Raw genomic sequence first — 17,197 nt, 5'->3', positions numbered from 1 at the left:
CATGTCTGCAACCATCAGGGAGATAACGGTAACGGATACCCTGCCCTTACGCCGCGACGTTTTATATCCGCATAAAGACCTGCACGAAGTGCTGGTAGAAAATGACGGGAGAGGCCTGCACTATGGCGTGTTTGAAGCCAACCGCCTGGTAGCAGTAGGGTCATTGTTCATCAACGGCGCCTCAGCCCAGTTTCGAAAACTGGCCACCGCGCCAGACAAGCAGGGCAAGGGGTATGGCAAGCTGCTGCTGCGCCACATGGCCCGGGTGGCTCAGGCCCAGGGCGTAACACTGCTCTGGTGCCATGCGCGCAATACCGCACAAAGTTTTTATACGCCCCTGGGTTTTGTACAGGCCGGCGATTATTTTGAAAGAGAACACCTCATTTTTTGCAGAATGGAATTACCGCTGGATACACCATCTTCGCCTTTTGAAATTATTCCTGCTATAGACCTGATCGATGGCAAATGCGTGCGCCTTACACAAGGAGATTATGCACAACAGAAAGTGTATAATGAAAACCCGCTGGAAGTAGCCTTGTATTTTGAAGACCTGGGCATACGCCGCCTTCACCTGGTAGACCTGGATGGCGCCAAAAAAGGACAGGTGGTAAACTGGAAAGTGCTGGAAACCATTGCCGGCAAAACCAGGCTGGTCATAGATTTTGGCGGTGGCGTAAAAACAGACAAAGATATAAACATCATCTTCGAAAGCGGGGCCGCCATGGCCACCGTAGGCAGTGTGGCCGTAAAGGAACCCGCACTGTTTGATGGATGGATAAAACAATATGGCCCACAAAAGATCATGCTGGGCGCAGATGTAAAAGGAGAGCAGATGGCCGTAGCTGGCTGGCTGGAAACTACTGAAGTGACCATCTTCGATTTCCTGACCGCCCGCACCGCCGCAGGGGTGCAGCAGGTATTTTGCACCGACGTGGCCAAAGACGGCTTGCTGCAAGGGCCTTCCATAGACCTGTACAAACGCCTGCTGGAAGCCTTCCCACACCTGTATTTCATTGCCAGCGGCGGTGTGGCAGGTATGAAAGATATCTACGACCTCCAGCAAATAGGTTGTAACGCTGTGATCGTGGGCAAGGCCATTTATGAAGGCCGCATTACCATGGAAGAATTAAAAACATTTGTTCGCCGGAATGAAACCGTACAACGCATATACAAATAAATATTTATGCTGACCAAACGCATTATTCCCTGCCTCGACATTAAAGACGGGCGCACGGTGAAAGGAGTGAACTTTGAAAATATCCGCGACGCTGGCGATCCTATAGAACTGGGAGCGATGTACGCCCGCCAGGGTGCAGATGAACTGGTATTTCTGGATATAACGGCTACGAATGAACGAAGAAAAACATTAGCCGAACTGGTGACCCGCATTGCCCGGGAGGTTAACATCCCTTTCACCGTAGGGGGAGGCATTGCATCGGTAGAAGATGTGCAGGTATTACTGCAATCCGGGGCCGACAAGATTTCGGTGAATACCTCTGCTTTTAAACGCCCGGAACTGCTCAATGAGTTGTCCCGCGAGTTTGGCAGCCAGTGCGTGGTATTGGCCATCGATACCAAGTTCGAGGAGAGCGATTGGTACGTATACCTGAACGGAGGCCGGGTGAAAACAGCAAAACGCACCTTCGACTGGGCCAAGGAAGCGGTAGACCGGGGCGTAGGCGAAATACTGCTCACCTCCATGAACAACGATGGTACCAAACAAGGCTTTGCGCTGGACATCACCGCCCTGCTTTCCCAACACCTGAATGTGCCGGTGATCGCCAGCGGAGGCGCCGGTACCATGGCGCATTTCGAGGAAGTATTTGAAGTAGCCCAGGCAGATGCCGCCCTCGCCGCCAGCATTTTCCACTACAACGAGATTGCCATTCCCGATCTTAAAAACTATTTATACGACAAGGGCGTAAACGTCCGCTTTTAAAATTTCAACAGCGTAACAACATTCCAATCAATGGACATCAATTTTCAAAAATCGCCAGACGGTCTTGTACCGGCCATCATACAGGATGCCAACACCCAAAAAGTGCTGATGCTCGGCTATATGAACCAGGCCGCCCTGGATAAAACACAGGCCGAAAAAAAAGTTACTTTCTATAGTCGCAGCAAACAACGCCTCTGGACCAAAGGGGAAGAAAGCGGCCACTTCCTGCTGCTGGAAGATATAAAAGTAGATTGCGATAATGATACCCTGCTGATCCGCGTACACCCCGTAGGCCCTGTATGCCACACCGGCAGCGGCACCTGCTGGAACGAGGATAATGTGAACGACAACTTCCTGTACCAACTGGAACGCACCATTGCAGACCGCCGCAACCATCCCACGGAGCGTTCTTACACCGCCAGCCTGTTTGCCAAAGGGATTAACAAAATTGCCCAGAAAGTAGGGGAGGAAGCCGTGGAACTGGTCATAGAAGCCAAAGACAATGATGAAACACTCTTCCTCAACGAAGGTGCAGACCTGCTGTTTCATTACCTCATTCTACTGAACGCCAAAGGATACCAATTGTCCGACATCATGAAAGTGCTGGAAGGACGGCAAAAGAAAGCCTAAACTACAGGAGCGGCAAAGTTCGCATGTGCTTTATTTGTTATATTGCCGCCTAAAGGAAATTTTGCGCATGAAAAAAATTGTGTTCCTGGCAGCCGGTTTATGGTGCAGTAGCGCCGCCTTTTGCCAGCAAACTATTAGCGGTAAAATAAAAGGAGGAAATGGTAAAATTATTTACCTCTACGACGATAATGACAATCGTGCAGAAGACAGCCTGCTGCTCAAAGCAGACGAGGCTTTTTCCCTGAAAGTAAAAAGTGCAGGCAAGGCTGTATTTGCCCTTATCCTGCAAGGTAATGATCAGCCCATGCTGTTTACCAGCGGCAAAGAAAATATTCAGGTAACCAGCGATGCCGCTACCTTCCCCGTAGCGCAGTCTTTTAAAGGCGATGAGGATGCAAGGGCCATGCAGGCCTACCAGCAAGCCTTTCAGCCCCTGATTGCCCAAGCCCAGGCACTCAATGCCGAAGCCCATACTATCAATGGCGAAGATGAGGCCGCCAAAAACGCCTTTCGCAAAAAAGCAGTCTCCTTCGGCAACCAGGTTACCAAAACCGGGGTGGCATTTGTGCAGCAACACCCGCATAATATAGCCAGCATATGGCTCATGCTGAACGAACTGCGCAACCGGGTAGACCCACAGCAGATGGAGCAATTATTTACTTCGCTGGATAAGCCCATCCAGTCCTCTAAGTACGGAGAGGCCATTAGCCAATATCTGCAAGCCGCCCGCCTGAACGGCATTAATGTGGAGGCCGAAGACTTCACCCAAAATGATGTAAATGGAAAGCCAGTATCCCTGAAATCTTTCCGTGGCAAATATGTGCTGGTAGACTTCTGGGCCAGTTGGTGCGGCCCCTGCCGCCAGGAAAATCCCAATGTGGTGGCGGCTTATCAAAAATACAAAGACAAAAATTTCACCGTACTCGGCATTTCTTTAGACAAAGATAAAACGCCCTGGACCAAAGCCATCGCCCACGACGGACTGACCTGGACCCAGGTGTCCGACCTGAAAGGCTGGTCTAATGCGGTGGCCGTGCAATACGGTATTCAATCTATCCCCGCCAATATGCTGATTGGGCCCGACGGAAAAATAGTGGCGCGCAACCTGCGGGGAGAAGCGCTGAATGCCAAACTGGAAGAGTTGCTTATCCAATAACCAACCTTTGTAAAAATGTTGGATTACGGCCCTTCCCAGGCAGGGGGCGTTTGCCGCAAGTCAATACCGCCCCCCATATCCTGCCCAAGCCCTCACCGTTTATCATAATCCAATTGCCATTCACACTGTCTTTCGGCACATTTGTAGCCTAGCAAATCTTAATTACCAAATAAATGAACAAATTAACCTTAGCCGCTGTGCTTTTGAGCCCGATCACACTTTTGGCGCAGGCTAAACCAGCCAAACCAACCAACACCGGACAGCCTTTCCTGATCGAAGGCACGGTAACAGATCAAAAAAATCCCCTCAAAGCTTTCTTCATGATGCGCACCGGTGGTCAAAACATCATCGACAGCACTGAAGTACTGCAAGGTCATTTCACTTTTAAAGGCAGCGTTTCAGAACCTACTCAAGCCACCCTCCTTTTTAAACCACAAGCCAATACGCCGCCAGACCCTTTAAATCCATATAAGCGAGACCGACTGGCAATTTTTGTGGATAAAGGTACTACCAAGGTCACCACCAAAGATTCTATCAGCAAGGCCACGGTAACCGGCTCCAAGGCGCAGGTAGACTTCGAGGGGCTGAATAACAGCCTGAAAGATATCATGGCCCAGTCGGAAGTATTGCAGAAGCAGTACCGCGAATTGTATAATAATAAAGATACCGCTGCTATGAAAGCACTGGAACCTAAGTTCGAAGAACTGGAAGCCAGCGAAAAAACTATCTACGCCGATTTCCTAAAGGCTCATCCTGCATCTCCCATTGCCATGTATGTGCTGAATAATTATGCTGGCTACGACATAAATGTGGCCGAAGTAGAACCCGTGTTTGCCAAGATCAGTCCTGCTGTGAAAGCTACTCCCGCCGGAAAGGAATTTGCCCAACGCCTTACCGTAGCCCAAAAAACTGCTGTTGGCCAACAGGCGCTCACCTTCTCCCAGGCAGATACCACCGGCAAGTCGGTGAGCCTGGAAGATTTTAAGGGTAAGTATGTTTTGGTAGACTTCTGGGCTAGCTGGTGCGGCCCCTGCCGTGCGGAGAACCCAAATGTGGTGAAAGCGTATAACACCTATAAGGATAAAGGCTTTACCGTCCTCAGCGTATCACTGGACGATAATAAAGAAAAATGGGAAGAAGCGATTGCAAAAGACGGCTTGCTATGGACACATGTATCTGACCTGAAAGGCTGGAAAAACGCCGTGGCTGAACAATACGGCATCCGCGCCATTCCACAGAATGTGCTGTTGGACCCCCAGGGAAAAATCATCGGCAAAAACCTGCGTGGCGACGCGCTGGACAAAAAACTGGAAGAAGCATTTGCCAGCAAATAATAATTGATCACCACTACATAAATGTTTTAGCATAAGAACGTCCCGCCTCCGGGACGTTTTTTTATGCCCCATTATTGCCATCATTTCTTTAAGCGAAGCCGGCACGGTATACCCAGGAAATACCCTTTTACCGCCCTCGAAAAAAAAATCTACGATAATTTCGTAGTTCTACGAACTTATCGTAATATTGTTGAAGTGAATTAATTACAACATGGAAAAACTTACCCAGCAGGAAGAAGCGGCCATGCAGGCCGTTTGGAAAATAGGCCAGGGCTTCATCAAAGATTTTGTAGAGGCGCATGCAGCGCCCGTGCCACCATACACCACGCTGGCCTCTACCATTAAGAACCTGGAAAAAAAGGGATTTCTCGACAGCCGCAAGGTAGGTAACGTGTACGAATACACGCCGCGCATTACTGAAGCCAATTACAAGCAGAAATTCATGAATGGTTTTGTAAAGGACTACTTTGAAAACTCTTATGCATCGCTGGTTACTTTTTTCGCAAAGGAAAACAAGATCAGTCCGAAAGAGTTGAAGGAAATTCTCCGGCTTATTGAAAAAAAATAAAAACCATGGCCATGGTACCCACATTACTACTTTATCTGTTTAAAGCCAATATTTCACTGGGGCTGTTCTGCTGCCTGTATTACCTGCTGCTGCGCCGCCTCACCTTTGTAATGGGCAACCGCTGGTTCCTGCTTGGTGGCGCCTTGTGTGCGCAGCTGCTGCCACTGGTGCCGGTAGACGAACTGCTGGCACGGCATGCCGAGCTTCATCAGGTCGTTATTTATTATTTGCCCAGCCTGCCGGCCCCAAAGCCTACCACACCGCTGGTCTGGCAGATCGCTGAATTTGTTTTCTGGGCCGGTATAACGGTAATGATAGTACGTTTTTTACTACAGCTTCTTTCGCTGCGCCGCCTGCACCACAGTGCACGGCTCATAGATATCATGGGTTACCAGGTGCATGCGTTGCAAAAACAGGTAAGTCCTTTTTCTTTCTTTCGAAATATATACCTCAATCCAGACCTGCATGCCCCGCAGTTGCTGCCCGGCATCCTGCGCCATGAAGCGGTGCATGTGTGCCAGTTACATACCCTGGATATAATGGTAGGAGCATTGGTGCAAATATTCGCCTGGTTTAATCCTGCTGCCTGGTTCCTGCAACACGCCATCCGTGAAAATCTTGAGTTCATTACCGACCGCACCTTAATACGCGAGGGCATGAACCCGCAACAATATCAATTCAGTCTTTTAGCAGTAAATGGGATCCCACAAGCGACGGCCATCGCTAATAATTTCAATTTCTCATCTTTAAAAAACAGGATCAAAATGATGAACAAACAACGTTCCCCGCAATACCAGGTGCTGCGTTATACCGTTCCGGTGATGGCCGCAGTAATACTGGCCCTGACACTGAATGCCAGCCGCGCATCCACGTTCGTAAAAGAAAAAATAGTACGCTTTGCCGCGCCGGTGCTGCAGCGTGCTGCACCTGCCCTTGCTGCCCCCACACCAGCCACCACCCTGCGGGCTGCAGATACCACTAAGCCCGATAATAAGCATAAATTTACCTTCGTGCGGGATGGAAGTCATCCGAAAGACACGATCACGGTAAAAGGTGCCAGCGTTACTGTGTTTAGTGGCCACACCACCACCTCCACCTCCACACATCAATTAAAACCTGATACCATCTACTTTAAAAGTGCGCCCTCCGCAACAACGGAAACTTTCAATAAAAATGGTCACGATACCGTTAATATTAAATTAATAAATCACTCCATCAGTGGAGAGCCGCTTTACATTATCGATGGCAAAATTGTGTCCGGGCAGGTGTTTAATGCAATAAACCCCAATACGATAGCCTCCATCAACGTACTGAAAAATTCCAGCGCTGTAGCCGCTTACGGCTCGGCTGCTGCCAATGGCGTAGTGGAAGTTACGACCAAGCATTAAAATTACCTGGCTTGAGGTAAGCAGGTCTTTAACACTAGTAGCGTGCCGGCAGCTTGGTGCACCGGCACGCTGCTTTTCACCCGAAGCCCTGCTTGTTAATGTTTTTTTGCGATAATACACCATGTTTTAACACCGCTATTTAAAACCTATACAACAACTCCTCTTGCCGGGATTAACAAAAATATAATACCCTTTTCCGATCAAACTAATGTAAACTGCAGGGTGATGGCAGTCGTATGCTGTTCATATACCCGTTACATGCATCAATTCCCGCAGCACTTTACCCGCCAGGATTTTGGCGATAATTTTAAATGGGGCGTGGCTATTTCCGCATTCCAGAACGAGGGTGCTGCCTTGGTCGACGGCAAGGGCAAATCCATCTGGGACGTATTCAGCACACAAAAAGGCAAAATCAAAGACCGCAGCCATGCGCAGACGGCCACCGATTTCTACAACCGGTATACCACAGACATTTTCCTGGCCCGGCAGCTGGGCTTTTCCATTTTCCGTTTCTCTATTTCCTGGCCCCGGCTTATTCCCGGCGGCACGGGTGCTATTAACAACAGCGGCATAGCCTTTTATCATCGCGTAATAGACACCTGCTTACAGGCGGGCCTAATCCCTTACGTAACCCTTTACCACTGGGACCTTCCCCATGCCCTGGAACAAAAGGGCGGATGGGTACACCGGGGTACGGTGTTCGCCTTTGAAGAATTTGTGCGCGTTTGCGCCCGGGAATATGGGGATAAGGTGAAAAACTGGATCGTACTTAACGAACCCTTTGGTTTTACTTCTTTGGGTTATATGCTAGGGGTACATGCACCGGGCAAGTTTGGCCTGTCTTACTTCTTGCCCGCCGTACACCACGCGGCGCTGGCACAGGCAGCAGGTGGGCAGGTGCTAAGGGAAATGGTGAAGGATGCGGTAATAGGCACTACTTATTCCTGCTCTCATATGGTGCCTTATACCCAAAACGAACAGGATATACAGGCCGCTGCAAGGGCCGATGCACTCTTTAACCGCCTTTTCATAGAGCCTGCGCTGGGCCTGGGCTACCCGGTAGATGCTTTTCCGATGTTACAACGCATAGAACGCCGCTACGCCCTTTGGCGGGATTGGGACAAGCTGGCCTTTAATTTCGATTATATTGGTCTTCAATATTATTTTCCGCTCACCGTACGTTACAATGCCTTTATGCCCAACCTGCAACTGTCGGAGGTGAAAGCTTCCAGCCGCCAGGTGCCGCTTACAGGTCTGGGTTGGGAGATTAGCAGTAAAGGCTTGTATGATATCCTGCACCAATTCTCCGCGTATAAAGGCGTAAAAAAAATTATCATAACAGAAGGTGGAGCGGCTTTTCCAGACAGGATAGCCGGCGGCGACGTATTTGATCAGCAGCGCATTGATTATTTCCAGGAATACCTGGGCGCCGTATTACAGGCCCGGCGGGATGGTATGCCGGTAGAAGGCTTCTTCGTATGGACACTCCTGGATAATTTTGAATGGACAGAAGGCTACCGGGCCCGTTTTGGCCTGGTACACGTAGATTTTGAAACCCAGCAACGTACTGTAAAGGCATCGGGGAAATGGTTCCGGCAATTTTTGCAGGGTGGGGCAATGGCGGGAGATGGCGCAACCGGATTATCGCAATAAGAGATTTATAGGATGGGGGTTACCCACAAAAAAAGCCGCCCTTACAGGCAGCCTTCTCGTTTCTTATATTGATTACATTCACACAATTAATATTCTTTCCGCTTCACGAACCAGATATCGCGGAACGTGAGATGGAACACCGCATTCACATACGTTTCCTGTACTAGCCCGGAAGACATGGTACCCCGGCGGCCTATCTCCAGGCCCAGGGAATAACGCAGCACATAACCCTGCGGGATGGAAATACCCACCGTTACAGCGTTGTCCATGATGGATTTGCCATCGATGTTCAAATAGCTTTTGTTATGGCTGGCGCCCAGTTGCAGCAACTTTCCTTCCAACTGCCCATTATAATAAGCTTTGGAAAGGGAATATTCAATGCCGCCAGCAATACGGTCGCTGTTTTTCAGTTGATAAGTAGTGGGTTTATTCAGCCCGTCCCAGGCTTCGTGGCGGTAGTCGCCTACGATGGTCAGCCTGTTATTGGTCAGGGAGAAACCACCTCCGTAAGCTTCCGGCAAGTTAAAATTAGTATTGGCCAGATCGTCTTCAAAGAGCGACTCATCGGAAGAATTATTGATATTGATCTTAGGCTTCATGTGCAGCGAAGTCTTGAAGCGGTAGGTGGCACCCAGGTCCAGTGCCCATTTACCAGCCAGGGGAGCATGGTATTGTGCGCCCAGTGTGAAGTTGGCATTAAAACCATAAGCGCTGCGCTGCGTGTAGATAGAGCCGTTGGTAATATTATCCTCGAAAGTTTCCTTGGAATTGATAGGACCGAAGAGGAAAGCGGAGGATAGGCCCAGCGACAGGTTTTTGGTAACCCGTACCCCGTTAGAGAAATACACACGGTTTAGCCCGCCGGAACCTTCTACAGAAGCGTTCAGGGGAGTGGAAGTACCTGTAATATATTTAGTTTCCAATAATTTATAATCAATTGAACTATAGGGTTGAAAACCAATGCTGGCACCCCAGCGGCCTGGCATAATATTGAAACCCAAGGCTACCCGGCGGAAAGCGAAATCGCCGCCCGTTTGGTTTATTTCATTGCCTTTATAACCTACCAGTTTAAAATTTAAGGCGCCTTCCAATATAAAGTTCTGCGTGGGTATACCGGAATAAGAGGCGGGGTTCAGCTCGTTGAGAAATCCCACGGACTTGCGGGCCATGCCCGCACTGCCCAAACCAAAGTTACGGCTGTAATCATGTTCGTCCAGGTCGCCAATCGCAAAAGCGGAGTACAGTGAGTTCTGTCCATGTTGTGCAATTGCCTGTTTAGAGAACAGCAATAACACGGAACCTGCGCTGACGCTGATGATCTTTTTAATATTCATATCTCGGATTACTGCCTTTTATTATTGGTATGTCAGGTAATATACCTGTATTGTTAATCTGTTTGTTTCGCTGGTGCTGTGTTTGCCATCGGTAAGCAGGATGCGGTCAGTACGGGAGCGAAAATCGCCTATGTTTGGCATGATCATGATACCATGCACTTCATCCGTACCAATTATGCTGATCTGGCTATTGATGTAACTACTAATATCGTACGTGTACGCGGTTTGTTCGTTCATCAGTTTGTCGATCACCAGGTTGCCATACATAGTACCGCCGGTTGTGGCACTCAGGGTGTCCAATACATTGTTATATTTATCTACCTCACACAGCGCTAACTTGGGAGGTAGGGTTAGGTCGCGGTAGGTAGAATTTTCGGGGCGTAGTATCAATACGGCTTTTAACACTTTGGTGAATTTACCATAATTGAGCAATCCTCCCAGGGTGGGGAAATCCAAGCGGGCCACCAGTCCTGTACTTGCCTGTATGTAAGCAACATGGCCAGTGGAGTCCGTAGTAATACTTTTATAACGTCCGTATCCTGGCGTGGGTATTGCATCGAAAGCGGCGAGGGGGGTACCGGAACGGTTAGATTTGAATGAATTGAATTGCAGGTTATTGTCCGTAATCTGGAAGGTCAAGGCCTGAGGTGTAGAAAGTACATCGGAAAGGTGATAGTGTACACGCAGGTAAACGGAGGTATCTTGACCTTTAAAGCCCATAATCACCTGCTGACCATTGCCGCTTTTAGTTTGAATGGAAATGCCTCCAAAATAATTTAGGAAGTCTGCCTGGCTGGTGAGAGCCACGGTATGGCGGCGCGCTTGATCCAAGAAGTCCCGGCCAATGGCATCCGGTAGCCGTATATGTATAAAGGAGTCGATGTTGGGACGGATGGTACCGGTCCAGCTGCCTATTGGCGTAGGATCGTAAGGCCACGTTTCGTTATTGTAAAGAGACGTTTGCGTGGTTGGCAGTAGGATTTTCTGCTTGAGCTTGTGTACATTAATAGTTTGCAAACTCATACTGTCCCCATAATAGTATTTATTAGGTTTAAGCACAAATTCAGTAGAATCGTATATAACGTTCTGGTCTATCTGGAGTGAGGTAGTAGCCGGAGTCTGCAAATGAAAGTAAGAACCGGCGGTCAGCGTACCAAAAGACGGGTCGGTGTATTCACCGGTCAGAATGGTAGCGGAACCGGAGGTTATGACCGAATCCAATTGAAAAGTTCGCATGGAGGCGGTGAGCGAATCGGCCAGAGTATAATTTGTCTGGTGATCCGGGTCTATCAATCCGTCGTATTGAAAACCGGTTTTATCGCACGAAACCATTGCCATTACTGGCAAAAGACACATAATAAACATGCAGGTGTTGTAAAACCGCCTGCCTTCGAATGAACGGTACTTGACAAAATTCATGGAGCGCAATTTCAATAAGGATATATACCCTTCTGCTTTTTATTATGCGAATTACGGTATTTTATCGATGAATAATAATAGTGTATCTTTTAAAATTTGCATTATGAGAGGGTCAGAGGCGGCAAAAATATTAGTATTGGAAGATAAAAAACGTAATTTCACCGCGGAAATGAAAGCTTACATCTATTTCCGCGTGAAGGCTAATGTAAGCTCCAATAATTTTGAACACCTAAAAAATACAATTAAAATTCAGCTATGCGGTTATTAAAAGGTTCTTGGCTCGTGTTGTTGCTGGCGGCAGTGGCCTGCTCCAGAAGTGATGATAATGATAAATTGGGCAACTGGCACAAAGACGGTACAGTGGGCTCACTTCAAAGTGGCAGGATACAGTCAGTAGGTTTCGTGGTAGGCGATACTGCTTACTATGGCACAGGCTTCGATGGCAATAACGGCACTGTAGGTTTCTGGTCATACGATTCCAAATACCACACCTGGCAACAGATCGCTGATTTTCCGGGAGTACCCCGCTGGGGTGCAGCTGCTTTTGGCGCTGGCGGAAAAGGTTACGTAGGTACTGGTTATGATGGGTATCATTATTATAAAGATTTTTTTCAATATGATCCTGTCCAGGGTTCTTGGAGTGCAATTCCAGACTTACCGGCTACCCAACGCCGCTTTGCAACTGGCTTTGGTATAGGCAATGTGGGTTATCTGACTAGCGGTCAAGACTCTACCCCGGCGGCTACTAAAGATTTTTATTCTCTGGACGCCACTACCAATACCTGGAAAAAAGAAAGAGGCGAATACAACGGCGATCCCCGTTACGGAGCTACCGTGTTCGTGATGAACAACAAAGCCTACTTTGTAACTGGCATTAGCAATAACGGTAATGTAACAGACTTTTATGTAATGAACCCGGATAGCATTGCTGCTGGCGTAAACGGTTGGCATAAGCTGCGCGATATCACTAATTCCAGCACCGATTCTTACGACGATAAATACACTAACATAGTTCGTTCTTTTGGCTCCGCCTTTATCATTGGAAACAAGGGTTACGTTACGGTGGGACAGAATGGCGGTAACACGGTTACCACCTGGGAATACGAGCCAACCAATGACACCTGGACACAGAAAACAGACTTCGAAGGTTCTCCAAGATATGGCGCATTCGGCTTTACGCTGAATGGAAAAGGTTATATAGCTGGAGGTGGTTCATCTACTTCCGCTACATCCCTGTATACCGACATGTACTATTTCTCTCCCAACGAGACCATGGTTGCGAACGACTAAGTTTTCATGACAAGAACTAATTGGATACTCTTAGCTGGCAGCCTGCTTATTCTGATCTTCGTATTGATCCGGAAAAGCAGGCACGCTGCTGAGCGGCAACGTCGACACCGGGTATCAGCTATTGCTTATCAATGGCCTGACAATGCAGCTAACTACGGATACTACATTAAGATAGACAACGACACTGTTGTAAATCAACGTTATATTCCTGCCATTAATGCCAGAATACCATTTTCCAGTCAATCAGACGCTCAAAAGACGGGCGACTGGATTGCCCGCCATCTAGTTCAGACCCCGCACCAATTGCCAGCCATTAGTATTAAAGACCTGGACTCCCTGGGCATACAACATCCCTGAAACTCAATCCCATTGGCCTCCCCAGCCCACATATAGGAATCATTTTAACATATGTTTAAGTTGCTTTTAGGGAACTTTAACAAATCTGTTTCCACGAATGGCGTAAGTTTGGGCGATTACCGCCCATGGTCAACTATAAGCTCATCATCCAAAACCGGATCGTCGTTGTTTTGCTGCAAATAGCGGCCTGGGCTTGTTTTTTCTTTTTTCCTTTTTTCATTTACCGTATTCAGGTGCAGGATTCTTCCTTCTTCTTCAAGGAATTAATTAACGCCCTGTTCCTCATCGGCCTTTTTTACCTCAATATTTACGTATTTATTCCCAGGTTCCTGGCCCGCAAACACCTGCCCCGTTATATCGGGATGGTGCTGCTCATGGTGGGGGTGATCATTGTGCAGCAGGCCGTCGTGGAATATATTTTTTTTAAGAATGTGACCAACAAGCCCCGCTTGCTCGGCATGACGTACGACCATGCTGCGGCAGGTGTAACTTCCGGGTTGCATAGCCCGTTCTTGCTGTATGGCGATGCACAACCGGCCATCCCCCAATCCCTGGTAGGCGACAGTTTTTACGCACCGCCCTCCTTTGTGGAGCGCAGCCTGCGGGAAAGTGTGGCCACCAACGTTAGCAGCGAGCAGCGGCACTTCTTCTCCGGCAATGTTTTCCTGGTGGAAGTGCTCCGCAAATCCGGCCTGTTTGCCCTGCTCATGCTGTTCATGAGCGGCTTTATCAAGATTGCCATAGAGTGGTTCAATACCGAAAAACAAAACGAAGCCCTTAAAGTGGCCCAGCTAAATGCGGAGCTGCGCTTCCTGAAATCACAGATCAACCCGCATTTTTTGTTCAATACCCTGAATACGATTTACTCGCTGGCCCATAAAAAATCGGAGCAAACAGAAGACGCCATCCTGAAGCTCTCCGGTATTATGCGGTACGTGATTTACCTCTCTAACGAAAACCGGGTGCCGCTGATCAATGAAATGCAGTACCTGGACAACTATATCGAAATACAGAAACTGCGCTTGCTGCGCGATATCCGTATAGATTACCAGGTAGAGGGCGACCCGGAAGGATTGCTCATAGAACCAATGATGCTGATACCTTTCGTAGAAAATGCTTTCAAACATGGAATCAGCTATGCCGAGCCTTCTTTTATCGCCATCAACCTCAACATTCTGGGCGATGAAATGCATTTGCAGGTAAGTAATAGTTTATTTAAGCAACGCGTGGCAGAGCGCGGCGGCATTGGCCTGGCCAATGTGGTAAAACGCCTGGAACTCGGCTACACCGGCGCCCATCAATTGTACGTAGGAGAGCAGGAAGATAAATTCATCATAGATCTTAAAATTGTGTTGAAACATGATACGATGTATAGCGGTGGATGATGAGCCACTCGCGTTGGAAATAATCGAGGATTACGCCAAGAAGTCTTCCGCACTTCAGCTGGTGCAAAAATTTACACGGGCAGCAGACGCCCTCAAATTTTTGCAGCAGGAAGAACGGGTAGACCTCATCCTGCTCGATATCAAAATGCCTGATATCGACGGTATTCAATTGGTGAAATCCCTGAAAAACCCGCCACTCATCATTTTCACCAGTGCCTACGAACAGTATGCCCTGGACGGCTACAATCTGGATGTCATCGATTATCTGCTGAAACCGATCTCTTTTGAACGTTTCATGAAATCGGTTACCAAGGTGCAGGAATATTTGTCCAAAGAAAAACAACCTGCGGCAGCGGATAGCGGAAAACTTAACGACTATATTTTTATCAAAACAGAATACAAGATCATTAAAATCAATCTGGAAGATATATTGTTCATCGAAGCGCTTAAAGACTATACGAAAATTTATACTCAAAATCAGCCGGTGCTCACCTTACGCAGCCTCAAGTCATTTGAAACCAAATTGCCACAGGAGAAATTTATTAGGGTACACCGCTCTTACCTTGTATCACTCGATAAAATAAATTCGGTGGAACGCAACACCGTGATGATCGCCAACCAGCCCATTCCCATCAGTGAAGGGTATCGCGATCGTTTTTACGAACTCATAAGCCGCAACAGCTAAGCAAATCAGTCAGGCAATTACTTTATGACGGCAGGTACACCACCCGCCGGCAGGCAACGTATCTTTTTTACGCAACACACACATTTGCTTTGTTATGTTACATTACAACGACGCACGCTACGACTTTTCTCTGGTATCCCGCGCGCTGCGGTATTATTACCCTATAGACATAGCTGCCAGTGAATGGAAACGGTATGAGGAACATATTGCCACCCTGAAATTAAAGGCGGCAGTATCCCGTAAATTCAATAACGGATTTTACAAGGAAACCTGGATGCCCTTTCAGAAGGAAGTATCTGCCAGCCTGGGTTTGCCAGTGGAGGATGTAACCTACCCCGACGATCCTGGCTACGGTGCCGCCATTGTGATGGAGGAGGTAAAGGGGCAGGATTTTGAACGCCGCAAGTTACTGTGTTTTTTTACCAGTTTGCTGGGTCCTTTTTACGTCATTGCCGGCATTGATCAAAGCGCAGTGATGGTAAACGGGGAAGCCTATTTTACCTACAACCTGCTTACCATCTCCCCGGAAAACCAGTATGAAGAACAGGCTAATGCCTTGCTGACCCTGATTAAAAAACGTTTTCCTGATCACCGCTTGCTGCCTTTCCAGATCTGGAGCCAGGTGGTAGAGGGCATATCCCTCACCGGCAACGATGGGCCTTGCAGCGTATTTGAAGCCTTGTTCAACGAGGTATTGCAAATAGAAGTAGGAAGTGATGGCGCCATTAAAAATGTGCCGGTAGTAGGCGATAAAATGTTTGGCGTAGAAGACTGGCAAACCACCCGTAAGGTATACGCAACAAGTATGTAAACGAACGCATATGCTACAGTACAGAAAATAAAGATGGGACTTTTCCCAGGTTGCAACGACCTATCCAGTCTTTTACAATAGTTCTTTCAACTTGGCGATCACTTCGTCTACTTCCTCCTTGGTATTGTATTTAGAGAAAGAGAAGCGTACTGCTACGCGGTTGGGGTCTGGATTTATGGCGCCGATCACGTGCGATCCGATGTCGGCACCGGAGGTACACGCTGAGCCGCCAGACACGCAGATGCCGGCAATGTCCATGTTAAACAGGATCATTTCACTTTTCTCCGTTTTAGGGAAAGAAGCATTGAGTACGGTGTAAAGGCTTCTGCCAAACAGGTCGCCGTTGAAAGTAACGCCGGGTATCTGTTTTTGCAGTTGTTCTGCCATGTACATACGTACGGCGTTAATATGGTTGCTATGTGCCTCATGCTCCTTGGTGGCCAGTTCCAGCGCCTTGGCAAAACCTACGATGCCGTACAGGTTTTCCGTACCGGCGCGCATGTTGCGCTCCTGTGAGCCGCCCTGGATAAAGGGGGTGATCTTCAGGTTTTCGTTGATGTACAAAATGCCCACGCCTTTAGGGCCATGGAATTTATGACCGGCTCCGTTAATAAAATGTACATGGGTATGGCGTAGGTCAAAGGGATAATGTCCCACGGTTTGCACTGTATCTGAATGGAAAATAGCGTCAAATTCTTTGCATAAGTTGCCCACTGCCTGCATATCCAGCAGGTTGCCAATTTCGTTATTGGCGTGCATGAGTGTCACCAGGGTTTTCTCAGGGGCGCTGGCCAGTAGCTGGCGCAGGTCTTCCAGGTCTACATGACCGTTGGGCAGCAGTTTCACATGACTCAGGCGGATGCCTTCTGCTTTGTGGAAGTACTCTACTGTGTGCAGGGTGGCGTGGTGTTCAATGGGGGAGGAAATAATGTGGCGGCAGCCCAGGTCGCGGATGGCGGCCAGGATGGCAGTATTGGTACTTTCGGTGCCACCGGAGGTAAAGAAAATCTCCCCGGGGTTAGCGCCCAATATTTTAGCTACCGATTTACGGGCGTTTTCTATGCCCAGGCGGGACTCGCGGCCATAGGAATAGATGGAGGAAGGATTGCCGAATTTCTCCGTCAGGTAGGGTAACATTTCATCCAGCACCTCCTGGTCTAATGATGTGGTAGCAGCATTGTCGAAATAAATTCTCTTCATGGCGGTCTTTGTTCTAAAAAAAGGGAGCTGTTAGCTGGCCTGGTTGGT

Annotated in this window: 16 protein-coding genes; 13 read left to right on the top strand and 3 right to left on the bottom strand. The window is 48.3% G+C overall.

The window, feature by feature from the left end:
- The first annotated feature begins 1 nt into the window (after position 1).
- The 8 genes from hisA to GA0116948_RS02090 all read left to right on the top strand — a co-directional run bounded on the left by hisA (position 2) and on the right by GA0116948_RS02090 (position 8,668).
- Positions 2-1,177: a 1-(5-phosphoribosyl)-5-[(5-phosphoribosylamino)methylideneamino]imidazole-4-carboxamide isomerase gene (hisA, locus tag GA0116948_RS02125; RefSeq protein ID WP_089708532.1), complete on the top strand. Its 1,176-nt coding sequence runs from the start codon at positions 2-4 to the stop codon at positions 1,175-1,177.
- Between the two features lie 6 nt (positions 1,178-1,183).
- Positions 1,184-1,939, top strand: a complete 756-nt coding sequence (gene hisF, locus GA0116948_RS02120) for an imidazole glycerol phosphate synthase subunit HisF (protein ID WP_089708530.1) — start codon at positions 1,184-1,186, stop codon at positions 1,937-1,939.
- Between the two features lie 30 nt (positions 1,940-1,969).
- Positions 1,970-2,569 (top strand): bifunctional phosphoribosyl-AMP cyclohydrolase/phosphoribosyl-ATP diphosphatase HisIE, encoded by a 600-nt coding sequence (gene hisIE, locus GA0116948_RS02115; RefSeq protein WP_089708528.1) that lies wholly within the window; start codon positions 1,970-1,972, stop codon positions 2,567-2,569.
- A 67-nt stretch (positions 2,570-2,636) separates the two neighbouring features.
- On the top strand, positions 2,637-3,725 hold the full coding sequence (locus GA0116948_RS02110) for a TlpA disulfide reductase family protein (protein WP_240619114.1): 1,089 nt from the start codon (positions 2,637-2,639) through the stop codon (positions 3,723-3,725).
- A gap of 173 nt (positions 3,726-3,898) precedes the next feature.
- Positions 3,899-5,059 carry a TlpA disulfide reductase family protein gene (locus GA0116948_RS02105; protein WP_089708526.1) on the top strand — a complete coding sequence of 387 codons (1,161 nt, stop codon included), beginning with the start codon at positions 3,899-3,901 and terminating at the stop codon, positions 5,057-5,059.
- A 211-nt stretch (positions 5,060-5,270) separates the two neighbouring features.
- The gene (locus GA0116948_RS02100; RefSeq protein ID WP_089708524.1) at positions 5,271-5,627 is read left to right on the top strand and encodes a BlaI/MecI/CopY family transcriptional regulator; all 357 of its coding nucleotides are present in this window, start codon (positions 5,271-5,273) and stop codon (positions 5,625-5,627) included.
- 11 nt (positions 5,628-5,638) lie between these two features.
- Entirely contained in the window at positions 5,639-7,015 is a 1,377-nt protein-coding gene (locus tag GA0116948_RS21550; protein ID WP_165798317.1) for a M56 family metallopeptidase, read from the top strand.
- Positions 7,016-7,273: 258 nt separating this feature from the next.
- Positions 7,274-8,668, top strand: a complete 1,395-nt coding sequence (locus GA0116948_RS02090; protein WP_089708929.1) for a GH1 family beta-glucosidase — start codon at positions 7,274-7,276, stop codon at positions 8,666-8,668.
- 86 nt (positions 8,669-8,754) lie between these two features.
- Here the strand turns inward: GA0116948_RS02090 and GA0116948_RS02085 are convergent, their stop codons facing one another.
- Together GA0116948_RS02085 and GA0116948_RS02080 are read right to left on the bottom strand one after the other, a co-directional pair.
- The gene (locus GA0116948_RS02085) at positions 8,755-10,002 is read right to left on the bottom strand and encodes a hypothetical protein (protein ID WP_089708519.1); all 1,248 of its coding nucleotides are present in this window, start codon (positions 10,000-10,002) and stop codon (positions 8,755-8,757) included.
- 21 nt (positions 10,003-10,023) lie between these two features.
- Positions 10,024-11,340: a DUF4270 family protein gene (locus GA0116948_RS02080; protein ID WP_165798316.1), complete on the bottom strand. Its 1,317-nt coding sequence runs from the start codon at positions 11,338-11,340 to the stop codon at positions 10,024-10,026.
- A 336-nt stretch (positions 11,341-11,676) separates the two neighbouring features.
- On the opposite strand from GA0116948_RS02080, the gene GA0116948_RS02070 reads away from it, so the two are divergent.
- The 5 genes from GA0116948_RS02070 (at position 11,677) to GA0116948_RS02050 (ending at position 15,949) form a co-directional block, all read left to right on the top strand.
- Complete coding sequence (locus tag GA0116948_RS02070) at positions 11,677-12,711, top strand: Kelch repeat-containing protein (protein WP_089708512.1); 1,035 nt, start codon at positions 11,677-11,679, stop codon at positions 12,709-12,711.
- 6 nt (positions 12,712-12,717) lie between these two features.
- Positions 12,718-13,068, top strand: a complete 351-nt coding sequence (locus GA0116948_RS02065; RefSeq protein WP_089708510.1) for a DUF4907 domain-containing protein — start codon at positions 12,718-12,720, stop codon at positions 13,066-13,068.
- Between the two features lie 125 nt (positions 13,069-13,193).
- A complete protein-coding gene (locus GA0116948_RS02060; protein WP_089708508.1) occupies positions 13,194-14,453 on the top strand; it encodes a sensor histidine kinase in 1,260 nt (419 codons plus the stop codon).
- Positions 14,428-15,138 carry a LytR/AlgR family response regulator transcription factor gene (locus tag GA0116948_RS02055; RefSeq protein WP_089708506.1) on the top strand — a complete coding sequence of 237 codons (711 nt, stop codon included), beginning with the start codon at positions 14,428-14,430 and terminating at the stop codon, positions 15,136-15,138. Before GA0116948_RS02060 ends, GA0116948_RS02055 begins: the two co-directional genes overlap by 26 nt.
- A 94-nt stretch (positions 15,139-15,232) precedes the next feature.
- Positions 15,233-15,949, top strand: a complete 717-nt coding sequence (locus GA0116948_RS02050) for a hypothetical protein (protein ID WP_089708504.1) — start codon at positions 15,233-15,235, stop codon at positions 15,947-15,949.
- Positions 15,950-16,021: 72 nt separating this feature from the next.
- Here GA0116948_RS02050 and GA0116948_RS02045 read toward each other — a convergent pair whose 3' ends face one another.
- Complete coding sequence (locus GA0116948_RS02045; RefSeq protein ID WP_089708502.1) at positions 16,022-17,149, bottom strand: cysteine desulfurase family protein; 1,128 nt, start codon at positions 17,147-17,149, stop codon at positions 16,022-16,024.
- Positions 17,150-17,197: the final 48 nt, after the last annotated feature.

This window comes from Chitinophaga costaii (assembly GCF_900094705.1).
Lineage (GTDB): Bacteria > Bacteroidota > Bacteroidia > Chitinophagales > Chitinophagaceae > Chitinophaga > Chitinophaga costaii.
The sequence above is the reverse complement of the archived record's forward strand: the minus strand, read 5'-3'. Positions and strand labels throughout refer to the sequence as shown.